Raw genomic sequence first — 22,355 nt, forward strand, 5'->3', positions numbered from 1 at the left:
TGAGCAACTAGGTCTGTTGCTCTAACCATTGTATTAATTGTTGTTGTGGTAAGCCACCTACACGTTGGTCAATAATCACACTATCATTCACCAACATCAGCGTGGGTACACTACGTATACCATAATCAGCAGCTACACTTGCCATACTATCGACATCAATTTTAATCGTGTTAAATCTATTCTTCATCAGATCAGAGGCTCCTTCAACAATAGGAGACATTGTTTTACAAGGTCCACACCATGAAGCAGTAAAATATAACAGTGAATATTGATGCTGAGATAATAAATCATCAATTGAGTCATCTAATGTTAGTTTTTTCATCATCAAGCCTTACCTAATGGGTGAGTATTAGTCGTAAATTTTTTCAATTTGCGCTTCTGTTAACCCTTTAATATCGGTCCAATTAGTCTGAGCGGTTTCAATATAACCCGGAATATCTGTTACCCATTTTTTTTGCACGTCTTTATTGAGGTTTAAATATAATTTGTCACCACGGATATGCCAGGCCATCGGATCGGTATCAAATTTTTTATTCATCGTAACGCCAAAGGCACAGAAACCACCGTACTGTGGTGCATATTTACTTGGCTCAGATTTAAAAAGGTCACGGTTATCTGCCGTAGAAAACTGGTAAATAGCGCCGTTGTAAGCTGCAGTGAATTGATCTGAGCCTTTCGTTGGTGAGCCTTTAGTAAAATAAGATACCGCATCATAGCCTTTAATCGCTAAATCATTGCCATTGGCATTTACTTCAATATTCGCTGCAAAACTTAAACTGCTAACTAATAAGGCAGAAGTCGCAAAGGTAGATTTTATCAATGTTGAAATTTTCATTTTGTTGCTCCAGTAATTAATTTTTACTCTGTCATGTTCAAAGTTTGTTTATTAATAAGGATGTTTCCTTGGTTGATAATATAGGCCTTTCAATTACCTAAAAGGAATGAGATAGTCCTAACTTTGAACCCTATCGTCCAGAATAGGTATAAAGAGAGATAAAATGGATCAACTTTCAGTCATCTTGCAACGCTTTTCGATGAATACTGAGGTTTTCTTTACCGGAAATTTATGTGGTATTAGTAATTTTAATCGCGAGCAAAATCAGGGACACTTGCACTTACTTCGCAGTGGAGAGTTAACGCTGATTGATGAGCGGGGTAAACCTCAATTAATTAATGAACCGACCGTGTTATTTTTCCCAACACCTCATGCTCATCGTATTATTGGTAGTGAGCATAATCCTCCTGAATTAGTTTGCGCTAACATCATCTATAACGAAAGCTCCTCTAATCCCATTGCTAATGCTTTGCCTACGAGAATGTCCTTTACACTTGGCGAAGACGAAAAACTGAAACAAACTGCAGATTGGTTATTCGAAGAAGCGTTTCACGAACGATGTGGACGACTTCCTATGATTAATTCGTTAACCAATATCTTTCTTATTCATGTACTTCGCCATGTACTCGATAACAATATTATGCAGCACGGATTACTCGCAGGATTAGCCCACCCTCAAGTCTCCAAGGTATTATTAGCTGTTCATGATGCGCCACAGCATCAGTGGAGCTTAGAAGAAATGTCTGAGCTTGCAATGATGTCCCGTTCAAAATTTGCAGATATTTTTAAATGTACTGTTGGTCAAAGCCCTGGAGATTATTTAATTGATTGGCGTATTGTTGTGGCTAAAGGCTTATTAAAACAAGATAAATCTGTGGCATTAGTGGCTAATGCAGTTGGTTATGAAAATGGCTCGGCATTAGCACGGGTGTTTAGAAAAAAATTGGGAATATCCCCAAAGCAGTGGCTTGAACAAACACGCTAACTTAATTTGACTATGTGACATGACTTACCTTTTCAACGCAGCCAAAATTGGCTGCTATTAATGAAGTTATCTTTAATAATAAAACCAGCTATTGAAAAATAAATTATAAATAAAAATTTATGCAATACTGATATATTTTTATTTAACCGCCAAACCGCGAACTAAAAACATTACAATTTTTATTTGCTTAAACACTTAGCTTCAATATGATCTATTGATGAGAATATAGCGGTATATGCAGGGAGATTTTTGGTGAAAGAACATTTAGTCAATAAAAGTAACGTTAGGCGACTAACAAGCGCTGATTTCGGTCAATTATCAAGTGGTGAATCGACACAACTTTTTACCCTGCAAAACAACCGTGGGACTCAGATCAGTATCACTAACTTTGGCGGCATAATCACCGCCATTAACACCCAAGATAGCAAAGGTATTTTTGCTGATATCGTTTTAGGTTACGATAACATTGAAAGCTACGAACACGACCCTTATTATCTAGGTGCCATTATTGGTCGCTACGCCGGTAGAATTGAGCAAGGGACTTTCAGTATTGCTGATGAAACTTTTCAGCTGACCTTAAATGCTCCTGACAGCCAACTTCATGGAGGAAAAAAAGCCCTTAACAAGCAATTATGGCAAGCCAATACATTTCAAAATAACAGCTCGGCAAGTGTAGTGCTCACTTATACTAGCCCCGATGGCGAAGAAGGTTTTCCCGGCACCGTTACTTTTAAAGTAATTTATACTTTAGATGACGATAACCAATTCACCCTTGAATATTTTGCCCACACCGATAAAACTACTATAGTCAATTTAACGCAACACAGTTATTTCAACTTGGCTGGCCATGACAGTGGTAATATTTTAGATCATCAAGTTTATATTAATGCTAACCATTTTTTACCTATGTGTGAACGTGTCTATCCGACAGGTGAAAAAAGCCCCGTTGCTGGAACGGTTCATGATTTTACCAACGCTGCAGACCTACGCACTTTGGGAGATGAAATTAACGGTGAAGATGAACAAATAAAAATTGGCTTGGGTTATGACAATTATTGGCTTTTAAATAAAGAGTCTTTAGGGGGAGAAGTGCTTGCAGCACAAGCTGTCGAAAAATCCTCTGGCCGTTGCCTAAGTATTTATTCAGACCAACCTAGCTTAATTTTATATACCGCCAATTATATTGACGGTAGCCAAATAGGTAAAGACCATTGCCGTTACCAGTCACGCGCTGCACTTTGTTTAGAAACCCAACGCGCTAATAGTTTTCACAAGGGCTGCTCTATCGACAATGTACTATTGACCCCTGAAGCAGATTTTTATAGTAAGACTCGCTGGATTTTTTCTTGTCTTTAAAATGAAGATCACAGATAAAAAGGATCGGTGATCCTTTTTATCTGCTGGTAATTACTTAACAAAAAACATGATGAGTGCACCAGCCATTGCGCCAAATAACGCCGCAAATAATATTTGCATATTTGGGTTAAAACTATTGTCTTCTTCATCTGAAAACGCTTCATCAAGCGCTTCAAGTAAAACTATCTCAGTTTGTGCTATTTCAAAAACCGACGCGAGTCCAAGTACGGTATCTTGAGAAGCATTACCGTAACGTTCTACGCGTTGCACCGTTCTTAAGCTAATAGCGCAGGCATCAGCTAAATGTTGTTGGGTCCAGCCATTGGCCGTGCGAAGCTCTTTAATTTTTTTGGCATTAACATCCATCTTATTCACCAAACAACATAAATAAAACGTTAACGGCTAAAAAACCACAAAGTGCACCGGCTACAAAGCAACTTGGGATGAACCACCAGAGTTTATCTTTACTGAGTTGAAGACTTTTCTTTAGTGCTTTTTTAAGTGTTTTTACATGGACATCATTTTTGATTAACGTACAGTGAGTTTCACCGGTAAACATATTAACAACATGTAATTCAACTTCATAAGAGTCTCCACCAATAGAAAAATAATGAATTGATTTACGTCTAAACGACCATTTTCCAGAGACTAATACATCATCAACATAAAGTCGCTCTTTACCATTAACCGCTGAGCAATTTAAGTAAACCGTATGGTCACCTTCAATAAAGCTATAGTTGAAACCCTTGCGAAAACTTATCGTACCTTCCAAATCTCGTTTAGCCGTTGTCATATTCGGTGGTATATTTTTTTCTGAGTTTTTCTTTGTCGTGTTTTCTGCATTATTTTCCATGATGTTGCCTTAGTTAGTCTTATTGGTGTGAGGCCAGTAAAACTTTTTTCGGTAATAACGTCTGCGTCATTGAGGTGACAGTACCCCTAAATGTCATATGACAACATCAGTGTCACATAAACTAACGTATTGAAAATATTAAACAACACAAAATAAAAGAGGGCAACATAATTGTTGCCCTCTTTTATGCTAAGTCAACCTAGTTAACTATACATCTAATAAATCTTTAATTTGTTGGGTGATTTCATCGATTCTATTAATATCTATCGGGGCAATAAAGATAGTATCATCGCCAGCTAATGTGCCTAAAATTCCGGCGGGTTCACCTAAACTGTCTAGCATTCTCGAAATCAATGGCGCACCACCAATACCGGTTTTCAAAATTATTTGCATATTATTATGCTTAACACTGACCACAACTGACTGAATAGATTGCTTTGATTTAGGTACTGCAAGCTCATCAGGTAAAATATAAACAACTTCAGTATTGGCGTTACGCATTTTAACTGCGCCAAGTTTTGACAACAAACGAGATATTTTCGCTTGTGACATGTTTTTAAAACCTTGCTTATCTAAAGCTTCAGCGAGCTGACTTTGTGAACCGTAGCATTGATCTTTTAATAAGGATTTGAATGCTAAAACTAATTCTGCTTCATTTTTTTTACGGCTAGAAATCATATCTTCGCTGGTACAGTGGTTATATTATTTTTTATTTTAAGCGATTAACACTATATTCACCTAGACAAATTTATAAAAAGTAGTGTTAACTTTGTATTTTCACTAAAGAAATAACACCTTAGGATACAAGGCTACATAAATAAAGCCTTAGCCTAAAACAAAAAAAAGTAAAAAGTGGGTAATAAACATCTGAATATAAAGACTTTTATGACAGTTCTGCGCGAGGATGTACCGTTCTTTCATTCCATTAGTATACGGATTTACCCTTCGTTGCTTTTGATTTACTGCTGAGACGCTAAGCAGCAATTTTACTTTACTCGATAGTTATACATATTTACTTGCTTACAATTTTTAAACATTTTTCAAACGCATATGTCTGACAAAATTTGCTTACATTTGTTAACATTTAGTTATATAAAAAATAATAAGAATTTATCGAAGAATCATGAACAATCATCTTCCAAAGACAGATCGCTTAATAGGCTGTAAATTATGTTGAGTAAAAACTTAATAAAAAGTACCTATCAACTTTTTTTTTTATTACTGACATTTATATCAGTACCCGCTTTAGCTGCTGATCCACAACATGAAAATGAAACTACGGTCTTTGATAAAACATTCAGCTGGCAAGCTATGGGTGGGATCTCAGGTATTTACCAACAGAGTCAATTAATGGGGGTTGAGCCATCAGAATTTGAAGATTACCTTAATATTTCACTGTTACTTGATGTTTATTACAAAGGTTTTTTTATCCAATCAAATCATCGTCGCTCTGATGCTGTCACGCTAGGAGGTGAAATAGGCTACGAACTCATTGTTGAAGACAATTGGGAACTCGATATTATCACCAAAACTTATGTACAGGGTTATCAGCCTAAAGAATTAATAAAAAATAGCGACTCTGGTATCGCCACCTTACTCGGTTTACAAGAAAGAGACTCGGGTGAAGGGTTAGGCTTTCGTTATTCCCACTTTTATGACGATGCTATTTTATCGGTCGATGTCGCCGCACTTATCACCGATGGCTGGGTGGCTGATATCTTTTATAGCAAGTTGCTTCCCTATAGAAATTGGGACATTTATCTTGGCGCAGGTCTTACCCACTATTCAGCACAAGTGACTGATTACTTTGTCGGTGTTAATAAAAATGAAGTTTCAGATATGCGTTCTTTTTATAAACCCGGTAGCAGTTATAAAGCACAATTAGAAGTATTTGCTCGCTACCCTATATCTCAAAAGTGGTCGTTTAATGGCGGTGTAACTCAAAGTTATTATTCTGCTTCTTATAATGACAGCCCTCTGATTGGCCAGCAACACTTAACACAAGTGATGTTAGGGGTACTTTATGTCTTTTAAATTTAGCAAAGGACATGCTAAAAAGTGGTTATTATTAAGCTGTTTATTCGCGGGTTTGACGTCTAGTGTCGCCGCAGAAATAACGCAGGAGAAACAAGATCAACAGCTGGAAAAATCGCCAGAAAATCACGTAAGCTTTTCAGCACAGCCAGCTAACTGTATTGCTTTGCGATATGGTAGAACCTGCTACGCTAACGTAAAAATAAATTGGACTAGCGATATTAAGCAAGATTATTGTCTATTGATTAAACAAGAAAAAACAGCACGAACAGTTCAGCAAAACATAAAATGCTGGAAAAGTAGCAATGGCAACGAAATTATTTTTAATTTTGAATCAAATAAGAAAATTGAATTCCAGCTGATGTCCTCTAAAGACAAGCAAGTTATTGCAGAAACCGCAGTAGAAGTAAGCTGGGTGCACGAAGCAACCCCAAGAAAACGTCGCTGGCGTATATTTTAATGCTAACGTCAGATGTAATAAGGATAAAAAAATGACCAGTCGAATCTTATTAGTAGAAGATGATTTAACCTTAGCTGATTGGGTTTGTGAGTATCTTCGCGAACAAAACTTTATTGTTGATCATGTCGCTCGTGGTGACTTAGTCATGGCCGCCATGGCAAAATTTCAACCACAATTGGTATTGCTCGATATTATGTTACCTGGCTTGAATGGTATTGAAGTATGCCGATTGATTCGCCAGGAAAGTCAGTTACCGATAATAATGCTCACCGCTAGAGCGGATGAGTTTGATGAAGTTATAGGCTTAGAGGCCGGCGCTAATGACTACGTAATAAAACCTGTTCGTCCACGTGCCCTACTAGCGAGAATAACGGGTGCGCTTAAGCATAGCGCTCCAACCGAATCATCTACGCAAATAATAACCTTCGGTTCACTCATTATTAATGGTGAAGCTAAGCGAGTCACCTATAAAAATGAAGAGGTGGAATTATCGACCAGTTTATTTGCCTTTTTAACTTTTCTTGCTAGCCATGCTGGCGAAGTTGTTGACAGAGACACCGTATTTAAAGCGTTAAAAAGTCGCGAATATGACGGACAAGATCGCCGTTTTGATGTGATGCTTTCAACACTACGGAAAATATTTAAAGACGATCCACAAAAACCACAAAAATTTAAAACTGTTTGGGGTAAAGGCTATTTATTTGTGGCCGATGCGTGGGCTGAATAAAAAATGAAACGCTTGTATATCAGTATGGTAGTTGCCGTGTTGGGGGCATTATTCATTATAAGTTGGGGACTAGATAAACTGGTCGCTAAACAAGGTAATGAACATGAAAATACAGAGTTAGTGGTTTACCAGAAACTCATTGATGGTTTTGAGCAACAGTTATCAAGCATAAAAGCTGATGAATTATTAGAAAAAACCAATCAATTAGCAAAGAACTTTAAAGTCAATGTTTCACTTGAAAGTACCGATAACATTGCTCTGCCACCCTCTTTACTGGCACAACTCTCAGAATCAGGTGGTTTATTACTCGCTTCTCAAGATGATGCTTATTTATTAAGAAAGATATCCTTGTATCCACAAACGCTGATACATTTACAATTACCACCGATGGTGCCAGAAAATGAACAAGAAAATCTACTTTTCACCTTGATCCTCTATCTAGGCATTTGTGGTATTTTACTGCTCTGGCTGTTGCCATTAACTCGTCGCCTTTATTTACTGACATTTGCCGCTGCTAAAATTGGCGCTGGCGATCTATCAATACGTGTTCCTTATAACCGTTTATCTTATATAAATACCTTAGAAAGCAGCTTTAATAATATGGCGGCGCGCATAGAGAAATTGGTTGCTGACAATAAAATTCTTGCCCGCAGTATTTCCCATGATATTCGCACACCTATGTCATGCCTGCGATTTGGCGTTGAAGCCGCATTAGACTGTGATGATTTAAACAAAAAAAACAACTATCTTTTGCGTATGGAAAACGAATTGACCCGCATGGAAGATATGACAACTGCTTTTCTTGACTATGCGGGTATGGAACGACAAAGCTTTCATTTAAATACCGAATTAATTGATGTCAATAATCTCATTGAACTGGTGACCAGCGACTGTCAATCATTAGCAGAACAACATAATATTAAATTAACTTGCAAGTCATTAAACATAGAGAAATTCTATTCTTTAGACTTTCATTGGTGTTATCGCGCCGCATTAAACTTAGTGAGTAATGCTATTCAGCATGCCAATTCACAAGTCATATTATCGGTAGAGCTAACCCAGCAAGGGTTTTTCATTGCGGTAGAAGATGACGGAAAGGGTATTCCAAAAGATAAACGAGACGTCATTTTTTCACCTTTTATAAAACTTGATAGTTCACGTTCACGAGAGCAAGGACACTTTGGTTTAGGGCTTGCTATTAGCGCTAAAGTGATGGACTGGCATCAAGGCACCATTAAAGTCATTGCAGGTCTTCATTTATCAGGTGCACGATTTATTTTACTCTTTCCAGCGCAGAGTCAAATTGAAAAATAATAAACATTTACAATAGTTTGCTACCAAGACAACTTGTGATGATAATAAGATAAGTGTGCTATTATCGTTATCATTTACAGAAAGAATGGCCAATTGGTGACTGCTATTTTGCATTAGTACCCTATTAAGTTAGTTGCCACCCCCTACTTACGGTAAATATGAGTAATGCTAAAGCTTTAACTTCCCATATTTATAACTTTCTATTAGTATACCGCCTGATTTCATCTTGATAAAATTAACTAAAGCCTTTTAAAATAAAGGACTATTTTGTTTTTTATTTTTCAAAACTAAACACTAGCAGTAAATAACTATGAGTAAAGTTGTTAATAACACCTCCCTAAAACAAGTGCTAACGAACTATCGATGTTCTGTTGATCAATGTAGCGTATCTCCTTTAGGGAATGGCTTAATTAATAGCACTTACTTAGTGCGGAATATTAACGATAATTTTGTTTTACAACGAATAAACAAAAACGTTTTCAAAAAGCCAGAAGACGTCATTAATAATGCGGAATTGATTAACCAACATTTATTAGCAAAAAAGCAGCAGAATTTATATTCGCTATCGCCAATATGGCAAATACCAACTATCGATAAACAACCTTTTGTTATTGATGAACACAAAGAGTACTGGCGTGCTATTGGCTACATACCGAACTGTTTTACTGTTGAAGAAGTTGAAAACCCCGTACAAGCACGGCAGGTTGGCTCAGCTTTTGCGCAATTTACAGCAGCATTAAGTGATTTTTCTGCAACATCATTAACCGAAACCATTCCTGACTTTCATAATTTATCTAAACGAATGGATGATTTAAAAACGGTAGTCAATACCAATGCTAAGCAGCGTTTATCTTCATGCCAAGCACTCGTTGATTTTTGTTTTGCACAGCAAGTTTTTATTGATGAAGTCGCTAGCCTTACCCAACAACTTCCGCTGCAAGTTACCCATAACGATACTAAAATTAATAATTTATTATTTTGTACTAAATCCAACCAACCACTTGCTGTCATTGATTTAGATACCTGCATGCAAGGATATCTTATGCATGACTTTGGTGACATGGTAAGAACTTGCTGTTCAAATTTACCTGAAGATGGCAAAAATTTAACAAAGATGGCCGTTAGATTTGATATTTACAGCGCGCTAGCGCAAGGCTACATAGAAGCTTTTGGTGACAAAATGTCGGCACTTGAACGACAAAGCTTAACAATTGGCGCACAATTATTACCTTTTATGCTCGGCGTTCGATTCTTAACTGATTATCTAGATGGAGATAATTACTTTCATGTTAAGCATCGAAGTCATAATGTAGAACGTGCTAAAAATCAGCTTAACCTTTATCAGTTGTTACATAAGGATCGTGAAAAATTGAATAAAATAACCACTGATTGTGCCCTCGCCATAAGTTAACCCCTGCTGTTGCCTTTGTTCAGACTTATAAACGGGGTAAAGTTATATTAAAGGCGACACGACCTGCTAATCAATCAATTCTACCTTCTTTATTGAGTGTTACTTTGCCACTTTTGCGATTAGAGACACAAGTTATAATGAGTGAAGAATCCAATAAAGTATCTTATATTTGACGAGTTTGACCTTGTTGTTATTGTTTGTTTTTTAACCTATATTATTTTCAAAATATAATAATAAGAATAATAATGGCTCGCTATAATAACGTCACCCCAAGGTTTGTTAAATACGCCATGTTAGCAAGCATTGCATTTATATTGATAATTGCCAGTAACTTAGTTAATAACATCACAACATTTACTAAAAACGATAATGAACAACAATTTGTGGAAGTAAGCACATTGCAAACTGGCATTGGTCAGCAGACTCGATTCTCGCTCTCTGATGGTTCAAGAGTTAAGCTCAACACCAATAGCCTAATCGAAGTCAATTTTTCAAAAAAAATGCGCTTATTAACGCTTATAAAAGGCGAAGCGAGCTTTGATGTTACTAAAGATAAAAGTCGACCCTTTATGGTCATGGTGGGTGAAAGATCATTTACCGCCTTAGGGACCATTTTTAATATAGAAAAAAAATCAAACAAAAATATCGAGCTTGTTGTGACCAAAGGCCGTGTTTTAATTACCGAGTCATACCAGCCCATCGATAAATTAGTTAAACAACAAACAAGGTTAACAACAGAAAATTTGCCTGGGGTAGTGATTGCGTCAGGTGAAATTGCCACCATAGAAAATAGTGCCTTCACTGCAAATAAAAGCACGTCTTTTGAACAAATTCAGCGAGTACTCGCTTGGCAACAAGGTATGTTAGTTTTTAATGGTCAACCCTTAGATGAAGCTTTAACTGAAGTTAGTCGCTATACCACCATAAAGTTTGAAATCATTGATAGTAAACTCAACCAAACAAAAGTATCAGGCTACTTTAAAGCTAACGATATCGATGGGCTACTTGAATCTTTAAAAAACAACTTTAATGTTCAATTCGAAAAAGTAAATAATAACATCATTCGCTTAAGCCTAAACACCGAAGAAAATCACTAAAGCATTTATTGCTAAGCTGGCGCCGAATACCGTTTTTAAAAGTATTATCTCATTTACTAAAAAAGCAAAGTGCTAAGACTTTGCTTTTTTAGGTTTTAAGGTTGAGCATATTAAATTATTAATATTAGCTATCAGGGTCAAGACCCTGCTTAATTTTTTCTATTCGCTCTTGGTGCCTATGATGCGCTTTCAATGCATTAACAGAAAAGGCGCCAACAATAGCAATAATGGGTATTAATAATGCGAGTGTTGCCGGATTAAGTAGTGTTTCTAACCATCCCATCAGTAAGTCCTTTAAAATTATTAATTAAGCTTTAACGGTTATTCTTCGAAATAAGTCCCCCAACCATCATAATCAACTTTACAAAGGCTGGCTAACTCAAACATTTTTTTAGTCTCTTCGAAAATAATCTCTTCATCGAGCGGTTGTTCAGTAATAATATCAAAAGCAAAAACTTTATCACCATTTTCTAGCTCGGCTTCTTCAGGGTCTTCTATTTCTAAACCCATTTTAAAAGCGGTAATAGCCGCTTTTTCTAGCAGATCAAAATCTGTACTAGAAAAATGATGCTCAATAGTGTGATGTACCTCTTCGTTGGTACCATCTTCGATAAGGGCATTCACTAAATTATTGGTGTGATCTTGCCATTGTTGCAAATCTTCATCTATCATCATGATCTCTATTTTTAAACTTTATTTTTTAGGATTAGCTCGTTTCCAGACTCTTTACTGAGCTCAGCAATTTTCACAAGCATACTTTTATGGGCGGTGTTAGCGACTTCTCTAATACTTTCTTTAGCTTGGTTATTAAAATATATAGGCTCTAATAGCTCAATAATCAATTTACCGTTGTTCCAACGACCTAATTTTATCTTGCCGTGTAAATTACTAACACAAACAGGAATAATAGGTACATTTGCTTGTTGCGCTGTTCGAAATGCGCCAGTTTTAAAAGGCAGTAAACCTTTACCATTACTTCTAGTTCCTTCTGGAAATAACCACACAGACAACTCTTTTTCAGTAATCTTTTTTGCAGTTAACGCTATGGTATTAATGGCTTTACTTGAATTTGAACGATCAATTAAAATGTTACCCGTTAACCAATACATTTGGCCGAAAAAAGGGATCCACTTTAAACTTTTTTTGCCAACACTAACAGTAGAAGGCTGAACAGCTGCACTAACAGTAAAAATATCGTAGCTATTTTGGTGGTTACATATATAAACTGCTGGTCCAATATCTTTAATACTTTCTGGTATTCTAACCTCAATAGTTAGGCCTAAAAGTGTAGAGACCTTACTCAGATAATGTGAGGTATGATAGACATTATTACGATGAAAGGGTCGTAAAATACTATAAATACAAGCAGCACAACAAATAAAGACTAAAGCTAGTGTCATGACAATAAAGCGAATTATGGCTAACAAATTTACATCCTAATTATTATATATCGGCGCAGTATACCTTATAGATGTTCGACAACAAAATTCCTTTTTATTAACTAAAATGGGGGTAAACAGCTATTATTTATCTAATGGAAATTATCGGGCTATTTGAATTTCTCTATATTTCATATAAAGAACTTTTAAACGCTCATATCAATACTGCGTAAAAAAGTCAGTAATATCTCTTTATCACCACTGGCATCTAATTCATCAATAACGATTTGCAAGGCAAGCATATCAATTCCTACCCCAAAAGCATCACGTAACGAAGATGGGCCTAGTATAGGCAAAACTAAATAAGGTCCTGGGGCAATGCCCCATAAACCCAGTGTTTGACCAAAGTCTTCATTTTGTTTATCTAGACCTATTTTCGTTACTACATCAAATACACCAAAAATACCAAGAGTGGTATTTACCGCAAAACGACCAAGAGTTTCAACGCCAACACTAGGTTTACTTGTAAAAGTGCGTTGATAAAAACAGAAAGCTCTCCTACGTTTGTAAAAAAATACTAACCGCTCTTTCAACAAAGTCAGGTGTTATCGCTTTATAACCAGCAACAACAGGTAAAGTATGTATTCGTCTGTTTTTGCATAAAGTCATACATACGTCGATTGAACCCTTGCCAAGGATCGTCATATCGATTAGTAACCGCTATTTTTTGATAGGCTAAAGACAACTTCACTCGAGGCGCTTCGACATTACCTTCAATAAAAGACAAATAAATAGGGTCATTAAAGCCAATTATTTCACACTCAATATTTTATTAAGCTAAATATAACGCCTTTTTTTCAATACTTGCCTATAGTTAACATCTAGTAAAAGTTAATTAAAATAATAAAAACATTAATTTTTTGGAATAGGTTATCTCATGAAAATATTGATAAAATGGATGCTATCACTACTATTTACCTTAAGTGTATTACCTAATGCACAAGCCTACGACGATGAAAAAATAGTACCAAGCCCTATAGAGGGATCCTTAATTAGTGACTGGGCCAATTCGGCGGTAATTTTTGAGGCTTTAGATAAAGGTTATGATTTAGAAGCCATAGGGTTCCCTCTGACAAGCAAAGCCACTGCCCCATCTGAGACACGATTAATCAACAAATCTGAAACTCACCAAATAGCGATCGTTTTTGATAATAAAGCTTTTAGTGCCCAAAGTGGTTTTTCACACCAGGGGCTTGATCAAATTAATGAACAGACTTTTTTTATTCAAGGCAGTTACCGAGTACTACAACAAGAAAATTTTGCCTTACTTGTTACTGCAAAAATAGAGTCTTTAAGTGATCACTCAATCTACCAGTTTTACAGTAATGACTTTGTTTCAAGCGAAGTATCTTCCAGAGATATTAACGGCGCAAAATCCTATGCTAGGTTTGGTATTCTAGGTCAATATTCAATAAACAATAACTGGTATGTGAGCGGAGGGTTAACATCAACAGCTCATGAAGATTCTACAAACAATTTACCTATTAATAATATTCAAAAAGAACAAGTAGCGATATTTGGTACCACCTATATTTTTTAATCTTTGGTCGCAGTAAGATCAATAGAATTTCGTCACCACAAAAGAGGCGCTAAAACATCATTAGAATGGCAAAGGTCACTATAAGATCAATAGAATGACGTAATCAAAAAGGGTCGCTGTGAGATCAATAAAAAAGCGCTACCATAAAATGGTAGCGCTTTTTTTATCATGCTATTTAATGTTACTTTAGCTGACTAGAATAAGCTTTCATCAATATCAAACAAAGTATCACAACCAGCTTTTATCGACGCAGTCAATGACAAACGACGTGGTAACAAACGTGCGAAGTAGTAGCGTGCTGTTTTTATTTTACTTTCATAAAATTCATCGCTTGAACTTTCTTTAGCCAAAGCGGATTCAGCCATTTTAGCCCAAACAAATGCCATTGCTGTGTAACCAAATACATGCAGGTAATCGTTAGCCGATGTACCTAACTCTTCAATATTCCCTTGCGCTGCTTTAAGGATATGCTGAGTTAATTCAGCTAAATCAATATTGGCATCTTTTAAAGGTTGAATAAATTCTTGCATGTTATCGGCAGAAGTTTGTTCAATGTAAGTGTTCACTTCATTGATAAAAGTCTGCATTAACTCGCCCTTACTAGCGGCTACTTTTCTTGCTAATAAGTCCATCGCTTGAATGCCATTAGTGCCTTCGTATATTTGCGCGATACGAACATCACGAACCAGCTGCTCTTGTCCCCATTCACGGATATAACCATGACCACCTAAGACTTGTTGACCTGCAACGGTATTATCAAGACCTAAATCGGTAAAAAAGGCTTTCGCTAAAGGAGTCATTAAAGCTGATAAACTCTCACCCTTAGTTTTTAATTCGCCTTCGCCATAGGTTGCCATATCCAGTGTCATTGAAATGTACGTAGACAATGCGCGTGAACCTTCAGTTAATGCCTTCATGTTAAGTAACATACGACGTACATCACCATGAACAATGATAGGATCAGCTGCTTTCTCTGGATACTTAGCGCCTGACAATGAACGACCTTGTAAGCGTTCTTTTGCATATTCTAAAGCATTCTGGTAAGAACGTTCTGCCGCACCAATACCTTGAATACCAACACCAATACGTTCAAAATTCATCATAGTGAACATGCAGGCTAAGCCTTTATTCTCTTCGCCAACTAAGTAACCTTTTGAGCTATCAAAATTCATTACACAAGTTGCTGAAGCGTGAATACCCATTTTATGTTCAATGGAACCACAGCTCACATTATTAAAATCACCTAATGACTCATCGTCATTGACTTGATATTTAGGGACTAAAAATAATGAAATACCACGAGGGCCGGCTGGCGCACCGGGTAATTTCGCCAATACTAAATGGACAATATTTTCAGTGATATCGTGTTCGCCAGCAGTAATAAATATTTTTGTACCACTAATGGCAAAGCTACCATCGTCTTCAGGAACAGCTTTAGTGTAAATCAATCCTAAATCAGTACCAGAATGAGGCTCAGTTAAACACATGGTTGCCATCCAGTCGCCTGCATACAAACGTGTTAAATAGCGCTCTTTCAATTCGTCTGTCGCATGCTTAGCAATCGACAAGCCAGCGCCAGCGGTTAGCCCTGGATATAATGAAAAGGCGATATCTGCTGAACAGAGCATTTCTTCGTGTAATGCCGTGATCACTTTAGGCATACCCATACCACCAAAGTCAGGTTCGCCACCTAAGCCTGTCCAACCACCATCAGCGTAAGTTTTAAATGCTTCTTTATAACCTGGAGCGGTTGTTACTTTACCTTCATTGAAACTTACACCAATTTCATCACCTTGGCGTGAAAGCGGGGCAATTTCTTGCTCAGCTATTTTTGCACATTCTTGTAAGATGGCTTGCGCGGTCTCGCGATCGACATGCTCTGATAAGGTAGGCATTGACTGCCACATTGCTTCCATTGAAAAAACATCATATAACAAAAAATTCATATCTTTTAATGGTGCTTGATAATCAGCCACGGTATTCCCCTAATATTTTTAAATGTTACGACAAATAACATTGTAATTTAACTTTTGAAACAATCATTTCAAACATGCGTTTGAATATAGCAAAATCTGCTTAAAAGTAAAGCGTCAACGATAAATATTAAGTCATCTTTTGTTGATTGGTATGAAAAGTAAAAATGCGTTAATGTTAGCATAGGTAATATCTTTGCTAGTGGTTTGATTATTTTCGATGACTTCTCCTATGTTAACTAAATTTTTATGCATAACGCTTTGCTGTTTAATGCCCTCTTTGGCCTTAGCCGAACAACTCGCCTTTTCAAAAGTAGAAAAAGGAGATAATTACCAATTTAATTATCAATGGCTTGATTATCAGGGTGAAACACAAAGCCTACAATTTTTACTGGCTAAAAAAGCAATATTCGATCGTTTTAGAAACTTCAAAGTATTTAAAGCTGATATGGCAAAATATTCAATTAATAATGCCCTACAAAAGAAGTTACGTGCAGAGCCTATCCGCGGTGTAATGATTGATTTTAATAAAAATTCCACAAATGATGAAATTGTCATAAAAGGACGAAACAACCAAACAATCAATGCCGCCTACGCTAGAGTTTATGAGTTAAAGCAAGCGTTAAGTGATCAATATTTAGCAGATAATTACTATCATCAATTTATAACTCATGATCAAATTAACGCGGTAAAACCAGACCATGGACGATTTGCAAATATTGCCAGCATTGATTTAAAGCCGGTAAAGCCTATTATTCTTAAAAAGTTTTCAATAAAAAACATTCGAAAAGTTACCGACTATGTTTTAGGATTTATACAAAGTATTCCCTATGCAACTTTAGAATCAAGAGTAACCGCCTCTGGAACAGGTTTTAATCCACCATTAAAGTTATTATGGGAAAACCAAGGTGATTGCGACAGTAAAGTCACGTTAACAGCGGCAATTTTACGTAGCCTAATGCCACGTATAAAAATGATTCTAGTCTTTATTGATAATCACGCTTTACTCGGTATTCAAATGCCTGTGCAAGCAAATGATCAAACAGTTGTTATTGATGGCATATCGTATGTGCTAGCAGAGCCAACAGGGCCTAGGCTTTTACCTTTAGGGAAAATAGCTCCCGCTTCAGAGTTAGCGGTAGGTAACGGGCATTACACAGCAGAGCGGTTCCATAAAAAGGTAAAGCGAGCATTAAAAACAGACCTTAATAATACGACTGTAGTGGGTAAGGAACCATAACACCGAGCTGTTATTAATGTGAATAACTATGAGTTGTTGCAATTAATTAAGCACGTCTAAAATACTCGAAAGTAGTAATTCAGCACTGATAGGTTTTGCCATATGCTTATTCATACCCGCTGCTAAGCTTCTCTGCTTGTCTTCTTCACGGGCGTGCGCCGTCATCGCGATAATGGGTAAGTTATGAAATTCTTTTTGTTGGCGTATTTGTCTAGTCGCTGTTAAACCATCCATGATCGGCATTTGAATATCCATAAGCACAACATCAATATAGTGCTGCTTATCGGTCAATATTTCCAACGCTTCTTTACCATGACCCGCAATAATGACATTGGCTTGCATCGTTTTTAATAGCTCTTTTGCCACCAACTGATTAACTAAATTATCCTCAACCAATAAAACATTAATACCTTTTAAATTATCAATGTCTTGCGACTGGCTTTGCAAAGGAATCGATTCGTTAATGGCTGCTTCAGCCGCAAGCTCTCTAGCTGTTATGACTGAAAATAGCTTACTGATAAAGCTTCGATAAAGTGGTTTTTCTAGCAAGATATAAGAAAGTTTTAATGCCTCAATACGTTCAATGATTTCACTGGAAATACCTTTAGCCATTGGATGACTTATCGCTAATAAAATCTGGTTATCAAGACAGCTTTGATATATTTTTTCTGGATATTTATTAATGCTTTGTTCGTCAATAATCAGCACTACATTTTCATTGTTCTTATATTTGTCGAGTTCCGATAACGCCGTGATATTAACATGGCTTATTTGAGAACCCGCTAGATGACCTATTAACGATTCAGATAATTCTTGAGAATAACTGCACAAGGTCAGTGCTGATTTTTTGCTTGATGCTTTATTTTCAACAACGTTAAAAGGTAAAACAAAAGTAAAGCTAGTGCCTTTACCTAAGTCACTTTTCAAGGAAATGTCACCCGATAAAAGATTGATAATTTGCTGACAAATAGATAATCCTAATCCTGAACCACCATATTCGCGGGTCATCGATTCATCTGCTTGACGAAATGCTTCGAATAAGTGACCTTGTTTTTCTTGAGCTATACCTATACCTGTATCAGCAACGATAAAGCGTACTAAAACCTGTGAGTCATCAAAGGTGGTGCCTGCAGCATCATTGCCCGTATTAACTTTTTCAACTGTTAGTGAAATTTCACCTTGGTGGGTGAACTTCATTGCATTATTAAGTAAGTTTGTTAGTACTTGCACCAATCTCATATCATCAGTTAAGACAATATCTGGCACATCAACCGCAACATTTATCTTTAGAGATAATTGTTTTTCACTGATCATACCGATATTAAGTTTAACGGCTTGATCGACTATTTTGTCAATACTGGCGGGCATTTTTATAACAGACATATTGCCAGATTCTATTTTGGCTAAATCAAGCACTTCATCAACCAAATGTAAAAGGGACACAGAGGCACCTTCAGCATTTAATATATGTTGCTGCTGTTCATTCGTTAAACGTGTTCTCGCTAATAAAAATAGCATACCTTTAATCGCATTAATCGGCGTGCGTATTTCATGGCTCATATTAGCTAAAAACTGACTTTTTGCTTGGTTAGCATATTCAGCTTGGTTTTTTGCTTGTTCCAAAGCGACATTCGCCGAATACTGCGCGGTAACATCACGTACTAAATTGATAGTGCCAACAATTTCAGCGGTTTGACTATATAACTGGTTACTAAACACCTCATAAGTATTAGCCGGTGTTTCAACAACCTGTGCTAATCCTTGTTCTGTTGACCGTGTTAATGACGCTTCAGACATAGCGACTAATGACTGACCTAACTCGACACTGACTACTTCATTACTACACTTACCAATTAAATCTAGTGAGCCTGCTTGAACAAAGTTTTCAAACGCTTTGTTATACCCCATCATGGTGCCATCTAAGTCGTTAAAAATGATGTAATCAGGAATAGCATCCATCACCGAACGCAGCAAAGCATAGTCACGTTGGTGTTGTTCACTCTTAAGGCGTAACGCTTGGGTTTTTTCGTTAACACGCGTATCAAGAATCACATTTTGATCTTTCATTTGCTGCAATAAAGTACGATTTTGTCCAAAAATATCTTCAACAATTTTAAACCAATATGACCAGTCCGCTGGAGGTTTTACTTTACCTGGATCACCATGTGAGCAATGTTCAATATGATTAATAAATTCTTTAGTGGGCTTCATAAAGGTTTTGCGCGTTACGATATAGATGATACTCATAAAGGCAAATAGCCCGACAAAAAACAAAACCAGCATCAAGATAAATCGATTAAAAATAGAGGCAGTAAATTCTTGATAAGGTTGGTACTTAAGGAGAACCCAACCATTAATAGGTAGTTGATATTTTTGAATGAGCCAAGTGCCCTCTTTGTGACTGTCGGGTAATTGATTAATGCGCTGATAGGAATAACTTGCTAATTGCTTTGGTGCAATATCTTGCCAAGTCAGCTTGGTTGATAAGGCTTGATTATCAGCCGTTTTGTGGATGAGAATATTGTTCTTTTCATCAAGCAATATTAACGCTTGATTAGGTTTACTAATATCAGGCAAACCATCACTCAAACTTGATAAACTAAAGTCCATTAGCACCGCGCCAGCGAGTGATCGATTACGATAGACAGCTGTGCCTAACGAAGCACTCAAGCCTTTACCTGCTGAATCTAAATAAGGTGGTGACCAAAAGAAATTGTCGTCGCCAGGCAATAGCGTTTTAATGCTATTGATATTGTCATTATTTAAGTTATGTTCTGAGAACCGCCAACTATCACGCCCTATCCAAGGATATAGGCTAACAAATTGATTTAAAGAGATGTAATAAAACCAATTAGATTCTTTAATTGAATTTTTGGCAATAATAAATGCTGGCGTTAACGCATTTGCCATTGCCAGCTCTTGCTTTTGTAACTCATCAAAATCAGCAACCTGCCCGATACCCGTTATACTTCCTCGGTAATTTTTTCGATGAGCAAAAGAATCTCGGCTATTTTTCTTTAAATAGAATTCATTACCGTCTTGTTCAAGTGGCGGGGTTGTAGCAAGTAACTCTTCGGGGAAAGAAAGATGATAATTAGCAAATTTTTTAATGCCAGCAATACTTTTTAACCCCAAAACCAAGGTGTTTTCTAACTGCTTAGCACGTGTAGTTAAGGTGCGAAGTTCTCGTGCCTGATATGAATCTAACTCAATAAAATATCGGTAAGACGCTATCGACATAGCAATCAATGTTATTACGATAAACACAGCCAAAACAGAACGATTGTAACGACTAAACACCTGTTCTTTGGAGGACTTATCAAACACTGTTGCAACCTTATATTTATTCAGATAATTTTAATTTATAACAATTAATACATCTTACTTAAAATAGTCTTTGATAACTAGTCGCACGGCTAAGTCGGTCAATTATCAAAACTAAAGGCTCAAAAATGAGCCTTTAAATATTACCTATAAAATCAGCTGACCCTATAAGTTTTCCTCGGCGAAAGAGGCTAATCGACTTCTCACCACACCATTTAGATTAATAGTTGAGCTACCTGAAAAGTCTTTAAAACGTTCAACAATATAGGTTAGCCCTGACGTAACCGCCGTTAAATAATTACTATCAATTTGAGCAAGATTACCTGAACAAACCAGCTTAGTACCCTCACCGCAACGAGTGATAATTGTTTTTAATTGCGATGCCGTTAAGTTTTGACATTCGTCGAGCAAAACCAAAGAGTTTTGAATACTTCTGCCGCGCATAAAATTCACTGACTTAAACTGAATATTGGCTTTTTCCATTATGTAATCAAGGCTACCATTCATATTTTCATCTTGTTTATGCAACACTTCTAATGAATCGGTAATAGCCGCGAGCCAAGGCGCCATTTTTTCTTCTTCTGTTCCGGGTAAAAAGCCAATAGACTCAGCAATTTCTGGAGTACTGCGCGTAACGATGACTTTATCATAGAGGCCACGTTCTATTACTTGTTCAAGCGCTGACGCCAGCGCTAGCAGTGTTTTCCCACAACCTGCTGGCCCAGTAAGAATCACTAAATCTATGCTTGGGTCAAGTAAAGCATCCAATGCCATCCCCTGGTAAATGTTTTTTGGATGGATCCCCCACGCTTGTTTTGCCATTAAACGGTCTCGGCTTAAATCCATTATCGACAATTTTTCGTCATCCCAACCAGTAACTTTGCCGGCAAAGTTCTCACTATCATCAATAAGATATTCATTCATGTAAGTATTAGGAAGGACATCACGCTTAACATAGTGGGTGGTATTTCGGCCTTCAGTTTCACTTTCACACTCATTAACATGTTGCCAAAAGTCACCTTCAAACTTGTGATAGCCTTTCGTTAAAAATTTAATATCATCGATAAGCTGATCTGTACGGTAATCCTCAACATAAGCCAAACCTGCGCCTTTAGCTTTTAAGCGCATATTAATATCTTTAGTGACCAAGACAACTTTATTGGGCGCCTTTTTTTCCTGTAGGTATAAAGCCGCGTTAATAATACGATTGTCATTTTCATTAAAAGATAACCGGCCAGCTTTTTGCTCTAAGGTATAATCATTAAAGATTGATAAACAACCACTGGGATGTTCGTCATCATTTTGAGGTAATTTAACACCCGCAAGTACTTCTTCAGGAGTGGCATCGACAAGCATATCTTCAAGTGCACGTATCGCAACACGGGCATCTCGACTAACATCTTTGCGGCGGTCTTTAATGGAGTCTAATTCTTCAAGCACAGTCATGGGGACGACCACGTCGTGCTCTTTAAAAGAGAGAAAAGCGAAAGGTTCGTGTAATAAAATATTTGTGTCTAATACGTAAAGAATTTTTTCATCATTCATACAAAGATCTCCTATCTAAGTTAACGTGACACAGAAGAATCGTTAAGTAAGCTTAATCACTTAGTCTTCAACTGCGACTAAAAAATCAAAAACAGTAACTATACCTTTACCGATCACCTTATTACGTGAATGATAACTTTACTTTGCCAGCTAAATTTATCACTGGCAAGTGGCATCGAAAGATTATTTGTCCTCAGACAAACTTTATTGCCGCCTTTTGTA

The 22,355-nt window shown here is 36.8% G+C and carries 23 protein-coding genes; 10 read left to right on the forward strand and 13 right to left on the reverse strand.

The window, feature by feature from the left end:
* Nucleotides 1-7: 7 nt before the first annotated feature.
* Both H4J70_RS08970 and H4J70_RS08975 read right to left on the reverse strand, forming a co-directional pair.
* Nucleotides 8-325 carry a co-chaperone YbbN gene (locus tag H4J70_RS08970; RefSeq protein WP_182250961.1) on the reverse strand — a complete coding sequence of 106 codons (318 nt, stop codon included), beginning with the start codon at nt 323-325 and terminating at the stop codon, nt 8-10.
* A 24-nt stretch (nt 326-349) separates the two neighbouring features.
* Nucleotides 350-835, reverse strand: coding sequence for a YHS domain-containing (seleno)protein (locus tag H4J70_RS08975; protein ID WP_182250962.1), 486 nt, complete (start codon nt 833-835; stop codon nt 350-352).
* Between the two features lie 163 nt (nt 836-998).
* Between H4J70_RS08975 and H4J70_RS08980 the strand changes: the two genes are divergently transcribed.
* Together H4J70_RS08980 and H4J70_RS08985 are read left to right on the forward strand one after the other, a co-directional pair.
* Entirely contained in the window at nt 999-1,820 is an 822-nt protein-coding gene (locus H4J70_RS08980; protein WP_182250963.1) for an AraC family transcriptional regulator, read from the forward strand.
* A 252-nt stretch (nt 1,821-2,072) separates the two neighbouring features.
* Nucleotides 2,073-3,176 (forward strand): aldose epimerase family protein, encoded by a 1,104-nt coding sequence (locus H4J70_RS08985; RefSeq protein ID WP_182250964.1) that lies wholly within the window; start codon nt 2,073-2,075, stop codon nt 3,174-3,176.
* A 51-nt stretch (nt 3,177-3,227) separates the two neighbouring features.
* On the opposite strand, the gene H4J70_RS08990 is transcribed toward H4J70_RS08985, so the two are convergent.
* The 3 genes from H4J70_RS08990 to argR all read right to left on the reverse strand — a co-directional run bounded on the left by H4J70_RS08990 (nt 3,228) and on the right by argR (nt 4,707).
* Nucleotides 3,228-3,542, reverse strand: a complete 315-nt coding sequence (locus H4J70_RS08990) for a helix-turn-helix domain-containing protein (RefSeq protein ID WP_182221753.1) — start codon at nt 3,540-3,542, stop codon at nt 3,228-3,230.
* A gap of 1 nt (nt 3,543) precedes the next feature.
* Nucleotides 3,544-4,029 (reverse strand): hypothetical protein, encoded by a 486-nt coding sequence (locus tag H4J70_RS08995; RefSeq protein ID WP_182213717.1) that lies wholly within the window; start codon nt 4,027-4,029, stop codon nt 3,544-3,546.
* A gap of 207 nt (nt 4,030-4,236) precedes the next feature.
* Nucleotides 4,237-4,707: a transcriptional regulator ArgR gene (argR, locus tag H4J70_RS09000; protein ID WP_070375764.1), complete on the reverse strand. Its 471-nt coding sequence runs from the start codon at nt 4,705-4,707 to the stop codon at nt 4,237-4,239.
* Nucleotides 4,708-5,199: 492 nt separating this feature from the next.
* Here argR and H4J70_RS09005 point away from each other — a divergent pair, with 492 nt between their 5' ends.
* The 6 genes from H4J70_RS09005 (at nt 5,200) to H4J70_RS09030 (ending at nt 11,072) form a co-directional block, all read left to right on the forward strand.
* Nucleotides 5,200-6,063 carry a MipA/OmpV family protein gene (locus H4J70_RS09005; protein ID WP_182213719.1) on the forward strand — a complete coding sequence of 288 codons (864 nt, stop codon included), beginning with the start codon at nt 5,200-5,202 and terminating at the stop codon, nt 6,061-6,063.
* Nucleotides 6,053-6,523, forward strand: a complete 471-nt coding sequence (locus H4J70_RS09010) for a DUF3019 domain-containing protein (RefSeq protein ID WP_182213721.1) — start codon at nt 6,053-6,055, stop codon at nt 6,521-6,523. The genes H4J70_RS09005 and H4J70_RS09010 overlap by 11 nt, the downstream gene beginning before the upstream one ends.
* A gap of 31 nt (nt 6,524-6,554) precedes the next feature.
* The gene (locus H4J70_RS09015) at nt 6,555-7,250 is read left to right on the forward strand and encodes a response regulator transcription factor (protein ID WP_182169277.1); all 696 of its coding nucleotides are present in this window, start codon (nt 6,555-6,557) and stop codon (nt 7,248-7,250) included.
* A 3-nt stretch (nt 7,251-7,253) separates the two neighbouring features.
* A complete protein-coding gene (locus tag H4J70_RS09020; RefSeq protein WP_182221751.1) occupies nt 7,254-8,564 on the forward strand; it encodes an ATP-binding protein in 1,311 nt (436 codons plus the stop codon).
* Between the two features lie 310 nt (nt 8,565-8,874).
* A complete protein-coding gene (locus tag H4J70_RS09025) occupies nt 8,875-9,975 on the forward strand; it encodes a phosphotransferase enzyme family protein (protein ID WP_182221750.1) in 1,101 nt (366 codons plus the stop codon).
* Between the two features lie 245 nt (nt 9,976-10,220).
* Nucleotides 10,221-11,072: a FecR family protein gene (locus tag H4J70_RS09030; protein ID WP_182230207.1), complete on the forward strand. Its 852-nt coding sequence runs from the start codon at nt 10,221-10,223 to the stop codon at nt 11,070-11,072.
* Between the two features lie 124 nt (nt 11,073-11,196).
* Here H4J70_RS09030 and H4J70_RS09035 read toward each other — a convergent pair whose 3' ends face one another.
* The 5 genes from H4J70_RS09035 to H4J70_RS09055 all read right to left on the reverse strand — a co-directional run bounded on the left by H4J70_RS09035 (nt 11,197) and on the right by H4J70_RS09055 (nt 13,238).
* Nucleotides 11,197-11,355 carry a hypothetical protein gene (locus H4J70_RS09035; protein WP_182213728.1) on the reverse strand — a complete coding sequence of 53 codons (159 nt, stop codon included), beginning with the start codon at nt 11,353-11,355 and terminating at the stop codon, nt 11,197-11,199.
* A 38-nt stretch (nt 11,356-11,393) separates the two neighbouring features.
* A complete protein-coding gene (rraB, locus tag H4J70_RS09040; RefSeq protein ID WP_259364676.1) occupies nt 11,394-11,747 on the reverse strand; it encodes a ribonuclease E inhibitor RraB in 354 nt (117 codons plus the stop codon).
* An 11-nt stretch (nt 11,748-11,758) separates the two neighbouring features.
* Nucleotides 11,759-12,499, reverse strand: a complete 741-nt coding sequence (locus H4J70_RS09045; protein ID WP_182213730.1) for a 1-acylglycerol-3-phosphate O-acyltransferase — start codon at nt 12,497-12,499, stop codon at nt 11,759-11,761.
* A gap of 158 nt (nt 12,500-12,657) precedes the next feature.
* The gene (locus H4J70_RS09050) at nt 12,658-13,044 is read right to left on the reverse strand and encodes an MlaA family lipoprotein (protein WP_220465260.1); all 387 of its coding nucleotides are present in this window, start codon (nt 13,042-13,044) and stop codon (nt 12,658-12,660) included.
* Nucleotides 13,045-13,064: 20 nt separating this feature from the next.
* A complete protein-coding gene (locus tag H4J70_RS09055; protein WP_182221747.1) occupies nt 13,065-13,238 on the reverse strand; it encodes a hypothetical protein in 174 nt (57 codons plus the stop codon).
* Between the two features lie 150 nt (nt 13,239-13,388).
* Here H4J70_RS09055 and H4J70_RS09060 point away from each other — a divergent pair, with 150 nt between their 5' ends.
* Nucleotides 13,389-14,051, forward strand: a complete 663-nt coding sequence (locus H4J70_RS09060; RefSeq protein ID WP_182221746.1) for a hypothetical protein — start codon at nt 13,389-13,391, stop codon at nt 14,049-14,051.
* A 194-nt stretch (nt 14,052-14,245) separates the two neighbouring features.
* Here H4J70_RS09060 and H4J70_RS09065 read toward each other — a convergent pair whose 3' ends face one another.
* Nucleotides 14,246-16,027: an acyl-CoA dehydrogenase C-terminal domain-containing protein gene (locus H4J70_RS09065; RefSeq protein ID WP_182213733.1), complete on the reverse strand. Its 1,782-nt coding sequence runs from the start codon at nt 16,025-16,027 to the stop codon at nt 14,246-14,248.
* Nucleotides 16,028-16,256: 229 nt separating this feature from the next.
* Here H4J70_RS09065 and H4J70_RS09070 point away from each other — a divergent pair, with 229 nt between their 5' ends.
* Complete coding sequence (locus H4J70_RS09070) at nt 16,257-17,264, forward strand: hypothetical protein (protein WP_259368032.1); 1,008 nt, start codon at nt 16,257-16,259, stop codon at nt 17,262-17,264.
* Between the two features lie 42 nt (nt 17,265-17,306).
* Here H4J70_RS09070 and H4J70_RS20890 read toward each other — a convergent pair whose 3' ends face one another.
* Together H4J70_RS20890 and H4J70_RS09080 are read right to left on the reverse strand one after the other, a co-directional pair.
* A complete protein-coding gene (locus tag H4J70_RS20890; RefSeq protein ID WP_182250965.1) occupies nt 17,307-20,591 on the reverse strand; it encodes an ATP-binding protein in 3,285 nt (1,094 codons plus the stop codon).
* 162 nt (nt 20,592-20,753) lie between these two features.
* Complete coding sequence (locus H4J70_RS09080) at nt 20,754-22,133, reverse strand: PhoH family protein (RefSeq protein ID WP_182221744.1); 1,380 nt, start codon at nt 22,131-22,133, stop codon at nt 20,754-20,756.
* Nucleotides 22,134-22,355 lie beyond the last annotated feature (222 nt).

The organism is Colwellia sp. BRX8-9 (genome assembly GCF_014077245.1).
Classification (GTDB): domain Bacteria; phylum Pseudomonadota; class Gammaproteobacteria; order Enterobacterales; family Alteromonadaceae; genus Colwellia_A.